This is a genomic window from Lachnospiraceae bacterium, from assembly GCA_025758065.1.
In the GTDB taxonomy this organism is placed as follows: domain Bacteria; phylum Bacillota; class Clostridia; order Lachnospirales; family Lachnospiraceae; genus Enterocloster.
In genome coordinates this window covers 206,624-225,842 of record CP107199.1, presented here as the reverse complement: position 1 = coordinate 225,842, position 19,219 = coordinate 206,624, and the positions used below count along the sequence as shown (strand labels likewise).

Sequence of the window (19,219 nt, the reverse complement as noted above, 5' to 3'; positions counted from 1 at the left end):
GAAGCAGATGAAAGTACAGAAACGGAAGCTGATGCGCATATTCCTTGTCCCCCTGCTTTTAGTTGTCTTATTTCAGGGAATCATGCCGTTTTTTATGCTTATGGCCAGTGGCGTAAAAGATACTATGGAAAGCAATGCGGTGAACCTGGACAGTTACCTGGTGAAAAACCGGGAAGTGATGCTGGAAAATGTAATGGTAGAGCAATGGAGCAGCATTCGTAAAGAAAGTACCTACTTAAATCTGGAAATGTCAGAGTTCCTCTGGGAAAATGCTGTGGATATAAAGGCTTTTTCTGCAAGGGAAGATCTGCAGAAAAGTTATGCACAGAGGGTATTTCCGAAGTTGTTGGAATTTCTCCACCGGGATTCTACCAGTGGTGTTTTTTTGGTCATGACTAATGATACTCCCCTGGAGGAAGCGGGAGATTATGCTGGATTTTTTATCCGTGATTCAGATCCTGTGACAAAAACAGAAACAAATTCTGATCTGCTTTTTGAACGGGGGGATAAAGAACTGGCTCGTGGAAGCGGGATCGCTTTTGACAGCTCCTGGTTTCCGGTTTTTAATTTTAAAGGACAGGGGAACAGGGCCAGCGATGATTTCTTTTATGAGCCATATGCAGCAGCAATGACTCATCCGGAAGCGGATATGAACAGCCTGGGCTACTGGTCTGTGCCCTTTATCCTGGAAAATCATGTGCTGGATAATCATAAAATGATCACCTATTCCTTTCCACTGGTCTTTGATGGCATTGTTTATGGTGTTATGGGAACAGAAGTTTCCATCAGTTATCTGTGTAATACCTATTTCAGGATACAGGATCTGAACAGTGAACAGACGGCCGGATATGCAATTGCCATTGACAATGGGAATGGAACCTATGAGAGCATAGCTGGAAAAGGTATTTTATATGATGCAGTAAAAAGGAAAAATGATGTTTTTTCTTTAGAACATACCAGTCACGAAAAATTGTTTGAAGTAAAGGATTCAAAAATAGGAGATCAGAATATTTATGCGGTCATGTCAAAAATAAGCCTGTATGCAAATAATGTTCCCTATAAGAATACCAACTGGGTCCTTTGCGGTTTTGTGCCGGAAGATACTATTTTCAGTCTTGGAAATAAACTGTATACCAGTATACTGACTACCATCTTTTTCTGTGCCATTATGGGAATAGGGCTGATGTTTATTGTGGTCCGTTATGTCATAGGGCCGGTATACCGGCTGATGGACAGTGTCCGGGGCGGAATTGAAGGTTTAAAGGCGTTTGTTCCTTCTGAATATACAGGAAATAGATGAGCTTCATGAGGTAGTGAAGAATCTGACGGAAAATGAGATCCGGACGGAGACTCAGCTGAAAGAAGAGAAGGAGCGTTACCGCGTAGCTGTGGAAAGCTCCAATGACCTGTTTTTTACTTACAGGGATAAAGCACATACATTAGAGATCGTAAACAGCAAAAGCCATGATGGTGTCTGGGATATTAAAAAGATACAGGAAGACCTGATTGCACCTGGTTTTTCCCTGGAAGACCAGGGAAAGCTGTCGGCCATGATAAACAGCCGGGACAGTAAGATCTATGCCCAGATCTGCCGGAAGATACCGGGAAAAGAAGATGGCTGCTGGCTGGAGGTAAGAGGCAAGGTTATCATGGATGACAGAGAAAAGGACCGCCGGATCGTAGGTTACATCCGTGATATCCATGAGACGAAAATGCGGGAATTAGAGCAGGAAAGAAAACAGCAGATGGATCCGGTCACTGCTTTCTACCGTTTAAAACCTGGCATGGAGGAAATAAGGCGTGTCCGCAGAAGGCTTCCGGAAGGAATGATGGTTCTTGTGGATATCTGCCATTTTACAGTGATCAGCCGTGATTTTGGTCTTGCATTTGGCGATGTACTTCTGGAGCAGTTTTCTAAAATGTTTTTACAGGTCTGTGAAGAAGGGGCTGCCAGCACACCGGTGATGATCAGAGCAGGTTCTGATGAACTGCTGGCCTGGATACCGGGAGAAAAGGAGGCATCCTGCAGGCAGAAATTGTGGAAATTAAAAGAAAGGTTCCTGGGGCTGGTACGCCAAAGTACCTTAAAACTGGAGTTTAAAGCAGGATTTACCTGGGGCTGGGAAGAAAATGATACAGCTACTCTGCTCCATCAGGTTTGTGTAGCTGTTTTGGAGGCAGAAAAGAAGGATGCAGCAACTCTTTCCTGGAGTGAAGTAGAGGATACAGAGGCAGCGCCGGAGCAGTTTGGAAAGATCGTATCTATGGAGTATATCCAGGGGGCTAGTTTTGCGTCCCTGGCACTGAATATTTTAGACCGCTGCAGCCAGATCGAAGCAGGACTGGATCTTATTTCCTGCCGGTTAAATGAATGGTTTGGACTGGAAAATCTGATGATTACAGGTTTAAATCCAGAGTTCCTTTCCAGTGAATTGTCTTATCAGTGGAAAGATGCAGCCGGGGCAGAAGAAAGACCGGGTGTGGTCCATTGCAGTGAAAAAGTGTTTGAACAGTTAAATCAGGATACCCAGGAAAAGGCTATGCAGCCTGTAAAAGAGGTTCTTGCAGTATTGCCTTTATCTAAGGAGAATAATAAGGAAAATAATACTGAAAAAACGGGAATTGCAGTTTTAATGAATGATAACAGCCAGTATTCTGGTACGATCTTCTTTATGGGTGTAGATGAAGAAATCTTAAACAGGGAAGAGGACAGAAAACTTTTCCGGGAGATCGGCATCATTATCCAGAACCGTATTAACAGAAACCGTCATGACCAGTCAGCACAGGCCAAGTCAGATTTTCTGGCCCACATGTCCCATGAGATACGTACACCTATGAATGGTATCATTGGTATGACGGATATTGCATTAAAGGATGGCCAGTCAGAAGAAGTGCGCCTTGACTGTTTAAAGAAGGTAAAAAGTTCTTCTAATTATCTGCTGGGCATTTTAAATGATGTCCTTGATATGTCAAAGATCGAAAGTGGAAAAATGAAGCTGGTAATGGATGACTTCCAGTTAGATAAGATGATAAATGGCCTTTATACACTGTTAGAAGCTAAGTTTGAGGAAAAATCCCAGCATTATCATCTAAATATGCAGTTAAAGCATACCTGGTTTTATGGAGATGCCATGCGCATCAGCCAGGTCCTTGTAAATCTGTTGGGAAATGCAGTTAAATATTCCGGTAATGATACAGATATTTCCCTGACAGTAACAGAAAAGGAAGGGGAAAATGGCCTGTCCCAGCTATATTTTGCAGTAAAGGATCATGGTATTGGTGTAAATGAAGAAGACCGCCAGAGGATCTTTGGCAGTTTTGAACAGGCAGAGCATTCTGGTGCAGGACAGCAGGGAACAGGTCTTGGGCTTGCCATCAGTAACCGCCTGGTACATATGATGGGTGGAAGTATTTTACTGGATAGCCAGGTAGACGTGGGCAGTACCTTTAGTTTCCGGATCCAGTTAAGGCCGGTAAAGGAACATAAGATCCAGGAGAAAGCTCCCCAGAACAAGAAAGACTTTTCAGGTATCCGCGTTCTGGTAACAGAGGATAATCCCCTGAACATGGAAATCCTCCAGTATATACTGGAGGACATGGGGATGAAAGTGGATAATGCTTATGATGGAAAAGAAGCAGTGGATAAGTTTGAAGCTTCAAAGATAGGATATTATGACCTGATCATCATGGACATCATGATGCCTGTTATGGGCGGCTTAGAAGCAGCCCATGCTATCCGTACCATGGAGCGGGCAGACAGTAATAAGGTACCTATTGTTGCCATCAGTGCCAATGCTTTTGATGAAGATATCCATCGTTCTCTTGCCAGCGGTATGAATGCGCATCTTTCTAAGCCGGTTGAAATAGATAAGCTGCGGGAAACCCTGGGAAGATTATTAAAATAAAGCACACTGTTAAGGCAATAGAAAGAAGTGGGTAAAAGCAGTAAAAAGAATACAGCATAAGGCACCAAAAAATGCTGGCAGAATGGCAGAAACAAGGGTCCACCGGGCACTTTTAGTTTCTTTATAAATAGTAATAAGGGTGGTGGAGCATGGCCAGTGCATCAGGGAGAAGAGCATGACGCACACTGCGGTGGTCCAGGTCCAGCCGTTTGCTGTAAGGATCTGCTTTAGCTGGAGTGTGGAAGCGTATCCCGTCAGATTCCCCTGGGCTGTATAGGCCATAAGGATAATGGGAAGGACGATCTCGTTGGCGGGAAGTCCAAGGATAAAAGCTGTAAGGATAACGCCGTCCATACCCAGCAGGCGGCCAAGGGAATCTAAAATAAGGCTGATCCGGGAAAGCAGGCTGATCCCGCCTGGGGACACATTTGCTAAAAGCCACAGGATAAGACCAGCAGGAGCGGCTACGGCAGCAGCTCTTCCAAGGACAAACAAAGTACGGTCTGTAACAGAGCGCAGGATCACCTTTCCTATCTGGGGACGTCTGTAAGGAGGCATTTCCAGTGTAAAGGATGAGGAAACGCCTCTTAATACAGTGGCAGACAACAGGTAAGAAGAGAGAAAGGTCATGGCGATCCCTAAAAGGATGAACAGGGTAAGTATCAGTGCACTGACAGCATAAGAGGCTGCATTTTGCTGGCTGCTGCATAAAAACAGCAGGATCAAAGTGATAAAAAGAGGGAGACGTCCATTACAGGGCATAAAATTATTGGTAAGAATAGCAATAAGCCGTTCGCGGGGAGAATCAATGATACGGCAGCCTGTAATGCCTGCAGCATTGCAGCCAAAGCCCATAGCCATAGTAAGAGCCTGTTTTCCACAGGCTTTACAGCACTGGAAAGGCCGATCCAGGTTATAGGCGATGCGGGGCAGATAGCCGGAGTCTTCCAATAATGTAAAAAGAGGAAAGAATACGGCCATAGGCGGCAGCATAACAGAGACCACCCATGCAAGGACCTGGTAAATTCCATAAATAAAGGCTTCCCGTAAAAGAACCGGGACATGGAGAAACAGTAAAACCTGTTCCAGAACATGCTGGAAGGAAAACAGCAGATCAGAAAGCAGGGCAGATAACTGATTGGCACCTGCTAAAGTGATCCAGAAGATCAGGGCTAAAAGCCCGGCCATAGCCGGATAGGCAGCCAGACGTCCTGTAAGGATACGATCCAGTTTCCTGTCTGTTTCATTATAATTCCGGTCCGGCAGGCGGACACAGGCAGAGGCGATGGATCCGGCACTGTTTACCAGACCAGATACTATGCGGTCTTTTATAATATCTTTGAAAATGCCTTTCTGGTTCAGATAGGAGCAGGCAGTTTGCAGGCTTTTTACAACTGCAGGATCCTGAGCCGGGTCATAGCCGCAGCTGGCAGTAAAAGAGCGCAGAAAAGAGGCATCATCTTCTAACAGACGCAGTGTAAGAAAGCGGGAGGTCATATAAAATGGCAGTATGTGGGCGCCCATCCAGTTTTCTACAGCAGGTTCTAGCATGGAAACAGCTGTTTCCAGTTCTTTACAGTAGGTGACCTGGTAATGTGAAAGAACAGGACTGTCAGTGAGATCATCTAACTCCTTTAAAAGAGGGATCAATGTGCATTTTTTTCTGGCAGAGGTACCGGCTACAGGGATACACAGCAGATCTGATAACTGGTCTAAGTCTATTTGTATCCCTTTCTTTTCTGCTTCATCTAAAAGATTCACACATACCAGTACACGATCCGTGGCTTCCAGGATCTGCAGTACCAGGTTCAGGTTCCGCTCCAGACATGTGGCATCACAGACGATGACAACTGCCTGATGGGCTCCAAAACAGATAAAATCCCTGGCAACTGTTTCTTCAGCAGAGCGGGAAGAAAGAGAGTAGGTGCCGGGAATATCTACCAGTACATAATCTTTGGCAATGCCTGAGCAAATTCCCCAGGCATTGGCAGTGGTTTTGCCGATCCAGTTGCCTGTGTGCTGCTTTTTTCCAGAGGTAAGATTATTAAATAAAGTGCTTTTTCCTACATTGGGATTTCCTGCAAGGGCGATGACTGGGCGGTCAGGTGTATTTTCAGGAATAGAAGACTTTTTTGTGTGAAAATTCATCGATTCTCCTTTCCTGTTATCAGAATATTTTTGCTGTCTGTTTTCCGGATAGCGATCACAGCACCCCGTATGGCATAGGCAGCCGGGTCTCCTAAGGGGCTTACACCTACACATTCTACCAGTGTATTTTCAGTAAGGCCTATGTCAAGAAAGCGGCGTCGTATGCTTCCACAGGAGGTAAGGCAGCAGACGCGGGCCTTTTCGCCGGGCTTAATATCATTCAGACAAAGAGGGGGATTCATGAAAATGTTACCTGCCTGGAAAAGTCTTTGTGGATATTATATGATACCAAGGGGAAAAAGGTTAAAATAACTGGAAAATGAAGTCAAAATAGGTTATACTATTAACAAACTAAGCGTGTAGAAAAAACTATGCGACTATATAACAGGAGAATGCAGAAAGTTATGGAAGAAAATTATGTAGAATGGCTGGTAAAACGGAAAGACCCCGTTTATGCCTGGCCTGTAAAAGTATTGATGATTGTATTGTGTGCATTATCTGCATTTGCAGCCCTTCAGGTCATGTTCGGAGTATTGATCCTTGTGGCAGCAGGTGCTGCGACGTATTTTGTTTTTTTAAACCTCAGTGTAGAATATGAATACCTGTTTGCAGACGGTGGTTTCAGTGTAGACCGCATCCTAGGAAAGGCCAGAAGAAAAAAAGCTTTTGACTGCGAAAAAGAAGAAGTACAGGTGATCGCACCGGCAGATTCCTATGTATTAAAAGATTATGAAAAACAGGGAATGAAAGTTATAAACTGCGCCAGCGGACAGGCCGGCGCAAAAGTTTACGCACTGATCAGCCAGAAGGGCTCTGTGACAACAAAAGTCTTATTTGAGCCTGGTGAGAAAATGGAAGGGGCTATGCGCAGAGTATTTCCGCGCAAGTTTATGAGGCAGTAAAGTGTGTTTGTGAGTTTCTGAGGCTGCGAAAAGTCCCTGGAACTGATAAGTTTTCCTCATGAAAAATCATAAGCAATTTCAATGAATATTTTACGGCAAATGGGTTTGACAATCCATATAAAATTTGCTAGTATTAGTTACTAATAAGAAGGCCAAAACGCCAGTGTCTGATAAAACCGATGTTTTTTTAGCGCTGGCGTTATATTGAACCTTCAGATAAAAATTGATGAAGAAAGAGAGGAAAAAACGAATGGGTACAATTATCGGTGAAGGCATTACCTTTGATGATGTGCTTCTGGTTCCAGCTTATTCAGAAGTGATCCCAAATCAGGTAAACTTAAGCACAAACCTGACAAAGAAGATCCGTCTGAACATCCCGTTAATGAGTGCAGGTATGGATACAGTTACAGAGCATCGTATGGCGATTGCCATGGCTCGTCAGGGAGGAATCGGCATTATTCATAAGAATATGTCAATTGAGGCACAGGCTGAGGAGGTAGATCGTGTAAAACGTTCTGAGAACGGTGTTATCACTGATCCATTCTATCTTTCCCCAGAGCATACATTAAAGGATGCCAATGACCTGATGGCAAAATTCCGTATTTCCGGTGTGCCGATCACAGAAGGCAAGAAATTAGTTGGTATCATCACCAACCGTGACTTGAAATTCGAGGAAGATTTCAGCCGTCCGATCAGAGAATGCATGACCTCCAAGAATCTGGTCACAGCAAAGGAAGGTGTTACTTTAAAGGAAGCAAAAGCGATCCTTGCAAAGGCAAGAGTAGAGAAGCTGCCTATCGTTGATGATGATTTTAACCTGAAGGGACTTATCACCATTAAGGATATTGAAAAGCAGATCAAATATCCTCTGTCTGCAAAAGATGCCCAGGGACGTCTGTTATGTGGTGCAGCTATCGGTATCACAGCCAATGTTTTAGATCGTGTAGAAGCACTGGTGAAGGCAAAGGTGGACGTTGTTGTTTTAGACTCTGCCCATGGTCATTCTGCAAATGTTATCCGCTGCGTAAAGATGATTAAAGAAGCATTTCCGGAGGTTCAGGTCATTGCAGGTAATGTGGCAACTGGTGATGCCACCAGAGCTCTGATCGAAGCTGGTGCTGATTGTGTTAAGGTTGGTATCGGACCTGGTTCTATCTGTACGACCCGTGTGGTTGCAGGTATCGGCGTTCCTCAGATCACCGCTGTTATGGACTGCTATGCAGTTGCAAAAGAATACGGTATCCCGATCATTGCTGATGGCGGTATCAAATATTCCGGTGATATTACAAAGGCGATCGCAGCAGGCGGAAGCGTTTGTATGATGGGAAGCATGCTTGCAGGATGCGACGAGAGTCCAGGTGCTTTCGAGCTGTATCAGGGACGTAAGTACAAAGTATATCGCGGCATGGGCTCTATTGCAGCTATGGAAAACGGAAGCAAGGACCGTTACTTCCAGACTGATGCAAAGAAGCTGGTTCCAGAAGGCGTAGAAGGCCGTGTAGCTTATAAGGGTATGGTAGAGGATACTGTATTCCAGCTGTTAGGCGGTTTACGTTCCGGTATGGGATACTGTGGCGCAAAGGACATCCCGACTCTTCAGGAGACAGGAAGATTTGTCAAGATTTCTGCAGCATCCTTAAAAGAAAGCCATCCTCATGATATCCATATCACAAAGGAAGCTCCGAACTATTCAATTGAAGAATAATTTTTTACAGGCTATTTACGAAGATTCATGGGTCGCCGCATTTGCGGCGGCCTTTTTGTGCCAATGCTGCATATTTGCGTACTAAGGAAGAAAGCAGGGATATAAATTGGGAGAACGTTCAAAACTTACAACGCTGTGTTATATTGAAAAAGGTGACAGCTATCTGATGCTTCACAGAGTCAGCAAAAAACATGATGTAAATAAAGACAAGTGGATCGGCATCGGAGGTCATTTTGAAGAAAATGAAAGTCCAGAAGAATGCCTGCTCCGGGAAGCAAAAGAGGAGACCGGGCTTACACTTACATCCTGGAAATTCAGGGGGATCGTTACTTTTATTTCCGAAGGCTGGAATACGGAGTATATGTGTTTATATACAGCTGATGGATATGAGGGAGAAATCATTCCCTGCAATGAAGGGGTACTGGAATGGATCAGAAAAGAAGACCTGTTAAAGCTGAACCTGTGGGAAGGAGACAAGATCTTTTTAAAACTGCTTCAGGAAAACTCCCCCTTCTTTTCCCTGAAACTGGCTTATAAGGGGGATGTTTTAACAGAGGCAGTGCTGGATGGGAAAAAATTAAAGAAATCGTAACAAAATGGGTTATTTTTTGTAATTGTGGTATATGGTATAATGGGTCCAAAAGAAAAACAAGCGACACCGAAGGTGGCATTTGTTTTTCTTGGACCATTAACGAAGATCCCGCCTGCGAAAGCAGGCAGTAGAGCACGTAAGTGCGGGGATCTGAGTCTAAGATATAATGAGTCCAGAGAAAAATAAGTTACAGCTACCTGAACGGACATTTGTTTTTACAAGCCATTGACGAACAAAACCACTGGCACAGCAGGCAGCAGAGCATGTTAGAGCGTGTTCGCGAGTATAATCTGCTTCTAATACCACAGAGAGGATCTTTATTTCCAATGAAAAAAAATAAAATATATACATTTCTGGCAGTATGTACGGCTGCCATTCTCACATTGTCTGTACCTGCATGGGCCAGTCAGGTGACTATTACACCATTAGATAAAGGAACATCCATATCACAGAGCCAGGTTCAGGAGACACAACCAACTAAGGCATCAGGCGCCCAGAATACATCTGGTGAAAATACACCATCCCAGAAGGGTGATGTTTCTTCTATTACGAAACCCACTATTGCATCCCAGGGTGCAGTTTTGTTAAATGCTGCAGACGGAAGTGTATTATTTTCACAAAACGGCGAAACACAGTATTATCCAGCCAGCATTACCAAGCTGATGACAGCTCTTTTAGTAGCTGAAAACTGCAATCTGGATGATACAGTCACATTTTCATCAACAGCTACCACTAACCTTGAATCGGGTGCAGTTTCTATTGGCATGACGGAGGGAGATACCTTATCAGTACGCCAGTGTCTGTATGCGCTGTTATTAAAATCAGCAAACGAAGTGGGAAATGCCCTTGCAGAGCATGTGGCTGGCAGCAATGCCGCTTTTGCAGAGAAGATGAATGCCAAAGCAGCTTCTTTAGGCTGCACTAATACTCATTTTGCCAATCCACATGGTTTAAACGACCCGAACCATTATACTACACCTCATGATATGGCACTGATCGCAAGAGCTGCTTTTGCAAATGATATAGTAAAAACAGTGGCTTCCACCAGAACCTATACACTTCCGGCTACTAAAAAAAATCCGTCAGGTCTTACTGTGACTATGGGACATAAAATGTTAAATCCAAAAGATTCCAGATATTATCAGGGAATTATAGGCGGAAAGACTGGATATACATCAAAAGCCGGAAATACACTGGTAACAGCAGCAGAGCGAAACGGTGTCCGTCTGATCGCAGTTGTAATGAAGAGCCAGTCTACCCATTATACGGATACGAAGGCATTACTGGACTATGGCTTTAAACTGGCAGAGGCAGGTGCCCTGACAGGACAGAATACAAGCCAGAATACATCCCAGGCTCCAACACCTGGAAATAGCACAAATAACACAAACAGTGCGAATAATGCAAACAACACAAACAATACAAATAATTCGTCTAGTCAGGAAACAAAAGCCTCTGCCCCCACACAGCCGGAATCTGCAGATACCAATACCGGCGGTCCGGGCGCTGTAAAAGAGCGTGGCTGGGTAAAAGATAATAACGGCTGGTATTATGTAAAAGGTAATGGCATAAAAGCAGTGGGAGAATGGATCACAGATAATGGAGAGACCTACTGGATCCAGTCAGATCATTACATGGCAAAGGGCTGGAAAGAATTAGATGGAAAATGGTATTATTTCTGTTCTACAGGAAGTCTGGCAAAGAATGTTTGGAAGGCAGGGGCAAATGGAATCTGGTATTATCTGGGCCAGGACGGCGTCATGCTTACAAATACGACCACCCCGGATGGCTATAAAGTAGGGGCAGACGGAGCCTGGATCAGATAATACAGTTTATTTGTAGAAGTGCTCTACAAATTTTAAAAACTGCTTTACATAGGGTTTTAAGATCCTGTTTTTGTTGTATACGATATAAAAAGTGCGGACCTGCGCAGCATTCTCTAAAGGAAAAGTGAGAAGCTGGTGGGTCCTTTCCATATCTTTTACGCTGCGGGCAGAAAGAATGGAAATGCCAAGACCGGAAGCAATGGATTTTTTAATAGATTCCAGGTCATTCATCCGGGCAACAATATTTAACTCAGAAAGGGAGATCTGGTGCCGTTCTAAAAATAAGTCGATCTCCTTACGGGTGCCGGAACCATTGGCACGAAGGATAAAAGGATGGGAGAGAAAATGCTGCAGGGTAACTGGTTCATCCTTTTTTAAGGTGTCAGCCAGCTCCAGATATTCAGGTGTTACCGGAGCTGCCAGGACCAGAGAGTCAGTACAGAAAGGAGAAAAACAGCAGTTCTCAGCATCGGTCACAGAGCCTGTAAGACCAAAGTCCACAGATTCCTGGATCACCTTTTCAATAGCGTCTGCGCTGTCTGACTGCCAGATATGAAAATGGATATCCGGCTGTATTTTGGAAAACTCCGATAACAGTTCCGGCAGAAGGTAGGATGAGGGAATGGTGGATGCACTGACGTCGATCAGTTTCCATTTATTTCCCGCAAATTCATCTATGATCTGATCCCGCATATTTAACATATGAACAGCACATTCATAGAGCTGCATTCCACGGTCCGTCACCTTCATCTGTTTGGTGGTACGGATCAGAAGTCGGGAATTCAGCTCTTTTTCTAATGCCTGTATATGGGAACTTATAGTTGGCTGGGTCAGGTAGAGGTGTTTGGCTGCCTCTGAAAAGCTTTTATAATCTACAACGGCTACGAAAGCTTCTAATTGTTTGAATTCCATATTTGAAGTCTCCTTGAAGAACCTTATATGATGATACCAGGGTCAAAAGGTCTAAAATCCGATGAGGGCTTGCATGAAGGAGGATTTTTGAACTTGGGACCCGCCAAAAACATGAGTAAGGAGCCATTTTTTGAAGAAAAATGAGCGTATTACGAATGTTTTTAGAATTGCGGGAGTGCAAAGCACGTAGCAATTCGGTATCAGAGGGGTCAAAATACCTTTTGACCCCAACATCATATGATACCAGGGTCAAAAAGGTCTAAAATCCGATGCAAGCTTGCTTGCAACATCATTATATAGATAAAATCTATAAATGTACATAAAAATAGCTGATATATGATTAGATATTGAGAAAAATTAATGTTAAAATGGAAAAGAAAGAAGTTGTTAAGGAAAATGTGAGGTGAAGACATGTATCAGGTTGGAATCGATATTGGTTCCAGTGCGGCAAAGACAGTGGTGCTGCGGGATGGAGAAGTATGGAAGACCATGGAAATGGCAACGGGATTTTCCAGCAGAAAGACAGCAGAAGAGATTTATCACTGGCTGGAAAAAGAACAGGTAACGCATGAAAAGAGCCGGTATGGGGCAACGGGATACGGAAGAGTATCCGTACCTTATGCTGATAAAGTGATAACAGAGATCACCTGCCACGGAAAAGGAGCTTGGAAGCTGTTTGGAAAGGATGGGGTGGTCATCGACATCGGAGGTCAGGATACCAAGGGGATAGTATTAAAAAACGGTCGTGTTATGAAATTCGTTATGAATGATAAATGCTCTGCAGGAACCGGAAAATTCCTGGAGGTCATGACCAACCGCCTGGGACTGACCCAGAAAGAACTGTCACAACTTGCATCTAAAGGAGATGGTGTGACCATCAGTTCCATGTGTACAGTGTTTGCGGAATCAGAGGTGATCAGCCTGATTGGAAAAGGAACTTCCAGGGAAGATATTGCCTATGGTGTGGTGGAATCTGTTGCTGTAAAAGTGGCCCAGCTTATTTCGCAGCTGGATGGAACTAACTATTTCCTTACAGGGGGACTTTGTGAGGATGAATATATGATCAGCCGGCTCAGCCATGCTTTAAAGGCACCGGTAGAAAGTATGCCATTAGCCAGGTATGCAGGGGCGATCGGCGCAGCGCTGTTATCAGGAGAGTAGAAGAAAGACTATAAGAGAACATTAAAATTTCAGGAGGGATTATAATGGATCTGCCAAAGACATTTGATGAGTTTGTAGATGCGAGAAAACAGGGATTTATAAGAGCTAAGGAATTTAAAGACAATGGAGGAAAACTGGCTGGCTGCCTTTGCTCCTACACACCACAGGAGGTGCTGGATGCTACAGGAATAGCTACAGTAGGACTTTGCGGCACCAGTAATGAAACTATACCAGATGCGGAAAAGGTCCTTCCGAAGAATCTTTGCCCTCTGATCAAAAGCACCTATGGTTTTGCTTATTCTGAAAAATGTCCTTATACCTATTTTTCGGATATTATCATCGGGGAGACTACCTGTGATGGAAAAAAGAAGATGTATGAGCTGTTAAATGAGATTAAAGAGACTTATGTTCTTCATCTTCCACAAAGTCAGGAACGGTCTTATGCAAAGGATATCTGGTATGAAGAGGTCAGATTATTAAAGGAAAAATTAGAAGAGAAATTTGACTGTACCATTACAGAAGAAAATCTGCGCAAGGCAGCCCATGTGCGCAACGAGCTGCGAAAAGCCCAGCTGGATATGTATCATCTGCAGAAGCTGGTACCTCCGGCTATGAAGGGAACAGAGATGATGATCGCTCTCCAGCAGGGAACATTCACCTTCGACGTTTATCAGCAAATTGATAATATCCGCAAACGGGTAGCAGAAGCTGAGAAGGCATACAAAGAAGGAAAACGTCCGGTATCTGCTTCTGCAAAAAGAATATTACTTACCGGTTGTCCTACTGGCGGAGTGATCCAGAAAGTGGGAACTGTGATCGAAAATAACGGCGGTGTGATCGTATGTCTGGATGACTGCTCCGGCGAGCGTACCAACCGTTTGCTGGTAGATGAAAATGCACCGGATATCCTGCGTGCTATTTCTGACCGTTATCTGTCCATTAACTGCTCTGTTATGACTTCCAATAACGGACGTCTGGAAAATACAGCCCAGATGATTAGGGATTATCAGGTAGACGGAGTGGTGGAGATCGTCCTTCAGGCATGCCATACATTTAATGTAGAAGCCTTTAAAATGGGACGTATGGCAGAAGAAATGGGCATTCCATATATGAAGCTGGAAACAGATTATTCCACTGCAGACAGCGGACAGATTGAAACACGTATTGCAGCATTTATAGAGATGTTATAGAGCTGGTCATTGGTAAATGATGGCTGGTAAACAGGCGTGATCCGTTCTGACCTGTATAGGTGGACACAAAAAGGGCTCCTTGTACATATTCTATAGTAACAAAAGAAAACGAGCTTTTGTTTTTACAGAAATGGAATCAGAAAGGAGTCTGGATATGTGTTTTGATGATCTTAATGGAAGGAATGGATTTGTAAGATGTCCTGGCTGCTGCTGTGGGGGAAGACCAGGTCCTATGGGACCGCCAGGACCCCGCGGACCGCAGGGCTTTCCAGGATATCCCGGACCACAGGGTGAAACAGGAGCAGCCGGTCCTCAGGGAGCAACGGGCCCAGCAGGTCCCCAGGGCCCGGCAGGCGAAACAGGAGCAATCGGTCCTCAGGGAGCAGTAGGTCCCCAGGGTCCAAGAGGAGAAACCGGTCCCCAGGGAGCAACCGGTCCAGCAGGTCCCCAGGGCCCGGCAGGCGAGACAGGAGCAATCGGTCCCCAGGGTCCCCAGGGAGCAACCGGCCCAGCAGGCCCCCAGGGCCCGGCAGGCGAAACAGGAGCAACCGGTCCTCAGGGCCCGGCTGGTCCGGCAGGAACCGTCACACCGGCAGCTGCTGTTGCCAATGCAACTGGCACAGAAGACGTTGTGACTCAGTTTAATCTCCTTCTTAACAGCCTTCGGGAAGCAGGACTGCTTAAAACGGAATAAAGGTATATTTCAAAGACCGCCGTCCCCTGTGGTACGGTGGTTTTTGCCGGTTGTATAGCCCTTTCAGTTGAGAGAGTATTTATCTGTGTACTGAAAACCCTTTACTGTCAGTTTTTTTATAAAAAATGCAACATACTTGAAGCAAAAGAAAAATCGTGTTATATTACTTTCAGTGCAAAAACAGGTCATTTGACGGCCTGTGTGACCATTTCAAAAGCGGAAAGGTGTTATACAAACATGGAAATAAACGTAGCGAAACTGAATGAACTTCCTGAGGGAAGTTATCAGTTGATTGATATGAGAAGTGACCGGGATTTTGAATATGGAACCATTCCCGGAGCCATTCACATTTTACAGGAAGATCTGAAAGAAAATCCACAGATCATAAAAGCCAAAAAAGTGATATTGTTCTGCAGTCATGGAACCAACAGTATAGAAGCAGCAGAAGAACTGGAAGCAGATGGATACCGCGCTTACAGTCTGGAAGGCGGATATATTGCGTGGCTGCGGGAAGAGATGCGCAGACAGGAAGCAGAAGATATTAAAAATCAGGTGGAACAGAGTATCCGGAAAAAATTCCGCAAGACCATCTGGTCTCCATTTACAAAAGCAGTGAAGCAGTATGAGCTGGTAAAGGAAGGAGATAAGGTAGCTGTCTGTATTTCAGGTGGAAAAGACTCTATGCTTATGGCAAAATTATTCCAGGAATTAAAGCTTCACAATAAGTTTCCATTTGAAGTAGAATTTCTGGTCATGGACCCGGGATACAGCCCGGATAACCGTCATGTGATCGAAGAAAATGCAAGGAAACTGGGAATTCCGGTCCACATTTTTGAGTCCGACATCTTTGATGCTGTATTTACCATAGAAAAATCCCCCTGTTATCTGTGCGCCAGAATGCGCCGTGGTTACCTTTACAGCTACGCCAGGGAATTGGGATGTAATAAGATCGCTTTAGGACATCATTATGACGATGTTATTGAAACCATCCTTATGGGCATGCTCTACGGTGCCCAGGTCCAGACCATGATGCCAAAGCTTCACAGCACAAACTTTGAGGGTATGGAGCTGATCCGCCCGTTGTATCTGGTACGTGAAGATGATATCAAGTCATGGAGAGATTACAATCACCTTCATTTTATCCAGTGCGCCTGCAAATTTACCGATACCTGCACCACCTGCAACAATGAGGAAAACCGCTCCAAGCGCGTAGAAATTAAAGAACTGATCCGTGAAATGAAGAAAAAAAATCCATTTGTAGAAGGAAATATTTTTAAGAGTGTGGAAAATGTAAATCTGGACACTGTGGTCTGCTACAAAAAAGATGGAGAGCGCCACTGGTTCTTAGATGACTATGATGGGAAATAAAGAAATGGTGGAAATATCATTACCATAAATGACTGTATTAAGAGTCCCTGTTCCGAAAGAACAGGGCTTTTTTTTGCACTATTTCCTTTGTTTCTGTATATCTTATAGTATGATGTAAGTGTCAAAAGTATAAATTGCGTTTGTGCTTGCACAAATAAGCAATTTATACTTATTGACACGCCGAACACCGAAAACGAAATAAAATGGTGTGAACACGCCATTTTATGGGAGTTTGAGGTGTTCGAGGATTGCGGGAATTGCATAGCAATGGAGCAATCCGGTTACATCAGTGAGTGGCAAAATTTACTTTTGACACTCACCATAGTATTCGATACATTTCTGGAAGCAGGAGGACTTTTTATGAAAAAAAGATATATATCATTTCTTGCAGCTGTATTGGCAGGTGTACTTGCTGTTGGCTGTCTTACTGGCTGTGGGAAAATGGATGAAGCTACAGGTGGAAAAATGACAGCTGTGACACTTAATGAAGTTGCCCATTCCATTTTCTATGCCCCGCAATATGCAGCGATTGAACTTGGTTATTTTGAAGAAGAAGGCATTGACCTGACTGTGGTAAATGGTGCCGGTGCTGATAAAGTAATGACAGCGCTTATTTCCGGCGATGCCCAGATCGGTTTTATGGGGTCAGAAGCTAGTATTTACGTAAGCCAGGAAGGTGCTGCAGATCCGGCTGTGAATTTCGCCCAGTTGACCCAGCGCGCAGGTAATTTTCTGGTGGGAAGAACAAAACAGACGGATTTTAAATGGGAAGACTTGAAAGGAAAGAAAGTGCTTGGCGGAAGAGCAGGTGGCATGCCTCAGATGGTATTTGAATATATCTTAAAGAAACATGGAATTGACCCGAAAACAGATCTTACCATTGACCAGAGCATCAGTTTCGGCCTGACGGCAGCAGCCTTTACTTCAGGAGATGCAGATTATACCGTAGAATTTGAGCCCTTTGCAACTACGCTGGAAATGGAAGGTTGCGGAGCTGTGGTAGCTTCTTTGGGCCGCGATTCTGGTTATGTGCCTTATACTGCTTACTGCGCAAAGAAAAGTTATATAGAAAAGAACCCGGAACTGATCCAGAAATTCACAAACGCCATCCAGAAAGGACTAGATTATGTAAATTCCCATTCTGCATGGGAGATCGCCAAGACGATCCAGCCACAGTTTAAAGATACACCGGTGGAAAAAATCGCTACGATCGTAGACCGGTATAAATCCCAGGATACATGGAAAGAAAATACGGTTTTTGAAAAAGACAGCTTTGGGCTTCTGGAAAATATTTTAGAGGAATCAGGAGAACTAAAAAAACGGGTGCCATATGAAAAACTGGTACGTACGGATTTTTCTATCAATGCTGTTAATGCAGTCCAAAAATAACTCTGATATCGAATTGCTACGTGCTTTGCACTCCCGCAATTCTAAAAACATTCGTAATCCGCTCATTTTTCTTCAAAAAATGGCTCCTTACTCATGTTTTTGGCGGGTCCCAAGTTCAAAAATCCTCCTGCAAGCAAGCTTGCAGGAGGATTTCCGACCTTTTGCCCCTGATATCAGGAAAACAGAATATTACAGTTTAGCCATTGCATAGTCTTGTTTCCATATCCATGAAAACAAGACTATGCAATTTATTGCAACAAAAACTGAAATCGATTGCAAAAGCACTTGACAAGACTATATAAAAAGGCGTATGATAAAGTCATCAGAGAAACAGGAGAGAAATATGACGATCTACGACATCGCAAAGCAGGCAGGTGTATCTGCCAGTACCGTTTCCAGGGTCATTAATAATAAGCCCGGGATCAACGCCCAGACGCGTAAAAGGGTACAAAAATTATTAAATGAAAATCATTATATTCCCAATGAAGCAGCCAGAGGCCTGGTGATGCAGTCTTCTAAGATCATTGGTATCCTGATCGAGGATCTGCGTATTGAGCATCATACAGAATCGGCCTATGTGATCGAACAGGAGATGACTGCTTTAGGTTATACCTGTATTACTCTGAGTACCGGGCGGAAGGATGAGAAAAAGGCGGATTACATCCGCATCCTGGAACAGCGGAGAGTAGATGGTGCCATTCTCATGGGTTCTATGTTTGAAACGGAAGCTGTGAAAAAAAGCATTGAAGAACACCTTTCGGATATTCCTGTAGCCATTGTAAACGGCTATCTGGATCTGCCAAATGTTTATGGTGTCCTTATTGATGAAGAGCGGGGAGTAAAGGACTGTGCCGAGCTGATGCTTAAGAAAGGAAAGAAGCATCTGGTGATGGCAGTGGATTCTGATACACCTTCCAACCGGAACAAGCAAAAAGGTTATATAAGAGCCATGACAGAGCAGGGGATCGCTAAGAAAGATATCCTCTTATATACGGCGGTAAACAAAGAATTTACCAATCCCCGTGATGTGAGAGCTGCAGGTGCAAAGCTTACAGAACATATCCTTACAGAAAGACCTGAAACAGACGGAATCATCTATACCACAGACCTGTTGGCAATAGGCGGTCTGGAAGCAGCAAAAAAAATGGGAAAACGTATTCCGGAAGAGCTTGCGATCATGGGAGTGGATAATACTATGTACGGTGAGATCGTTACACCAAAGCTTAGCAGTCTGGATAACAAGCTGGTGGAAGTCAGCCAGAATGCTTCAAGGGCTATCCTGGATGCCCTTGATAAAAAAGAAGTGTCCCATAAAGTGATGCTTCTGACAGATATTAAAGAAAGAGAGACCACATAACATTTGCCGGAAAGATTTCTTCATCGGAAAGTTTCTTTGCAGATGTGTGGAGCAAAGAGAAAAGGTTCTT

The 19,219-nt window shown here is 44.1% G+C and carries 14 protein-coding genes and 1 pseudogene; 12 read left to right on the top strand and 3 right to left on the bottom strand.

Annotated elements, in window-relative coordinates; genetic code table 11:
- Positions 1 to 7 precede the first annotated feature (7 nt).
- A complete protein-coding gene (locus OGM16_01035) occupies positions 8 to 1,300 on the top strand; it encodes a hypothetical protein (GenBank protein ID UYJ46899.1) in 1,293 nt (430 codons plus the stop codon).
- The gene (locus tag OGM16_01030; GenBank protein ID UYJ46898.1) at positions 1,269 to 3,905 is read left to right on the top strand and encodes an ATP-binding protein; all 2,637 of its coding nucleotides are present in this window, start codon (positions 1,269 to 1,271) and stop codon (positions 3,903 to 3,905) included. The genes OGM16_01035 and OGM16_01030 overlap by 32 nt, the downstream gene beginning before the upstream one ends.
- Positions 3,906 to 3,914: 9 nt before the next feature.
- Here OGM16_01030 and feoB read toward each other — a convergent pair whose 3' ends face one another.
- Positions 3,915 to 6,053, bottom strand: a complete 2,139-nt coding sequence (gene feoB / locus OGM16_01025; GenBank protein UYJ46897.1) for a ferrous iron transport protein B — start codon at positions 6,051 to 6,053, stop codon at positions 3,915 to 3,917.
- The gene (locus OGM16_01020; protein ID UYJ46896.1) at positions 6,050 to 6,295 is read right to left on the bottom strand and encodes a ferrous iron transport protein A; all 246 of its coding nucleotides are present in this window, start codon (positions 6,293 to 6,295) and stop codon (positions 6,050 to 6,052) included. Before OGM16_01020 ends, feoB begins: the two co-directional genes overlap by 4 nt.
- A gap of 162 nt (positions 6,296 to 6,457) precedes the next feature.
- Here OGM16_01020 and OGM16_01015 point away from each other — a divergent pair, with 162 nt between their 5' ends.
- The 4 genes from OGM16_01015 to OGM16_01000 all read left to right on the top strand — a co-directional run bounded on the left by OGM16_01015 (position 6,458) and on the right by OGM16_01000 (position 11,078).
- Positions 6,458 to 6,955: a DUF6106 family protein gene (locus tag OGM16_01015; GenBank protein UYJ46895.1), complete on the top strand. Its 498-nt coding sequence runs from the start codon at positions 6,458 to 6,460 to the stop codon at positions 6,953 to 6,955.
- 250 nt (positions 6,956 to 7,205) lie between these two features.
- Positions 7,206 to 8,660 carry an IMP dehydrogenase gene (guaB, locus tag OGM16_01010; GenBank protein ID UYJ46894.1) on the top strand — a complete coding sequence of 485 codons (1,455 nt, stop codon included), beginning with the start codon at positions 7,206 to 7,208 and terminating at the stop codon, positions 8,658 to 8,660.
- A gap of 106 nt (positions 8,661 to 8,766) precedes the next feature.
- Complete coding sequence (locus OGM16_01005; GenBank protein ID UYJ46893.1) at positions 8,767 to 9,252, top strand: 8-oxo-dGTP diphosphatase; 486 nt, start codon at positions 8,767 to 8,769, stop codon at positions 9,250 to 9,252.
- Between the two features lie 326 nt (positions 9,253 to 9,578).
- Positions 9,579 to 11,078 carry a serine hydrolase gene (locus OGM16_01000; GenBank protein ID UYJ46892.1) on the top strand — a complete coding sequence of 500 codons (1,500 nt, stop codon included), beginning with the start codon at positions 9,579 to 9,581 and terminating at the stop codon, positions 11,076 to 11,078.
- 6 nt (positions 11,079 to 11,084) lie between these two features.
- Here OGM16_01000 and OGM16_00995 read toward each other — a convergent pair whose 3' ends face one another.
- Entirely contained in the window at positions 11,085 to 11,990 is a 906-nt protein-coding gene (locus OGM16_00995; GenBank protein ID UYJ46891.1) for a selenium metabolism-associated LysR family transcriptional regulator, read from the bottom strand.
- A 411-nt stretch (positions 11,991 to 12,401) separates the two neighbouring features.
- Here OGM16_00995 and OGM16_00990 point away from each other — a divergent pair, with 411 nt between their 5' ends.
- The 6 genes and pseudogenes from OGM16_00990 (at position 12,402) to OGM16_00965 (ending at position 19,149) form a co-directional block, all read left to right on the top strand.
- Complete coding sequence (locus tag OGM16_00990; protein ID UYJ46890.1) at positions 12,402 to 13,151, top strand: acyl-CoA dehydratase activase; 750 nt, start codon at positions 12,402 to 12,404, stop codon at positions 13,149 to 13,151.
- 41 nt (positions 13,152 to 13,192) lie between these two features.
- Complete coding sequence (locus OGM16_00985; protein UYJ48362.1) at positions 13,193 to 14,341, top strand: double-cubane-cluster-containing anaerobic reductase; 1,149 nt, start codon at positions 13,193 to 13,195, stop codon at positions 14,339 to 14,341.
- 226 nt (positions 14,342 to 14,567) lie between these two features.
- A pseudogene (locus tag OGM16_00980) lies at positions 14,568 to 14,921 on the top strand (collagen-like protein).
- 351 nt (positions 14,922 to 15,272) lie between these two features.
- Positions 15,273 to 16,403, top strand: a complete 1,131-nt coding sequence (locus OGM16_00975; protein UYJ46889.1) for a rhodanese-like domain-containing protein — start codon at positions 15,273 to 15,275, stop codon at positions 16,401 to 16,403.
- Positions 16,404 to 16,763: 360 nt separating this feature from the next.
- On the top strand, positions 16,764 to 17,792 hold the full coding sequence (locus OGM16_00970) for an ABC transporter substrate-binding protein (GenBank protein ID UYJ46888.1): 1,029 nt from the start codon (positions 16,764 to 16,766) through the stop codon (positions 17,790 to 17,792).
- 343 nt (positions 17,793 to 18,135) lie between these two features.
- Positions 18,136 to 19,149 (top strand): LacI family transcriptional regulator, encoded by a 1,014-nt coding sequence (locus OGM16_00965; protein UYJ46887.1) that lies wholly within the window; start codon positions 18,136 to 18,138, stop codon positions 19,147 to 19,149.
- Positions 19,150 to 19,219: the final 70 nt, after the last annotated feature.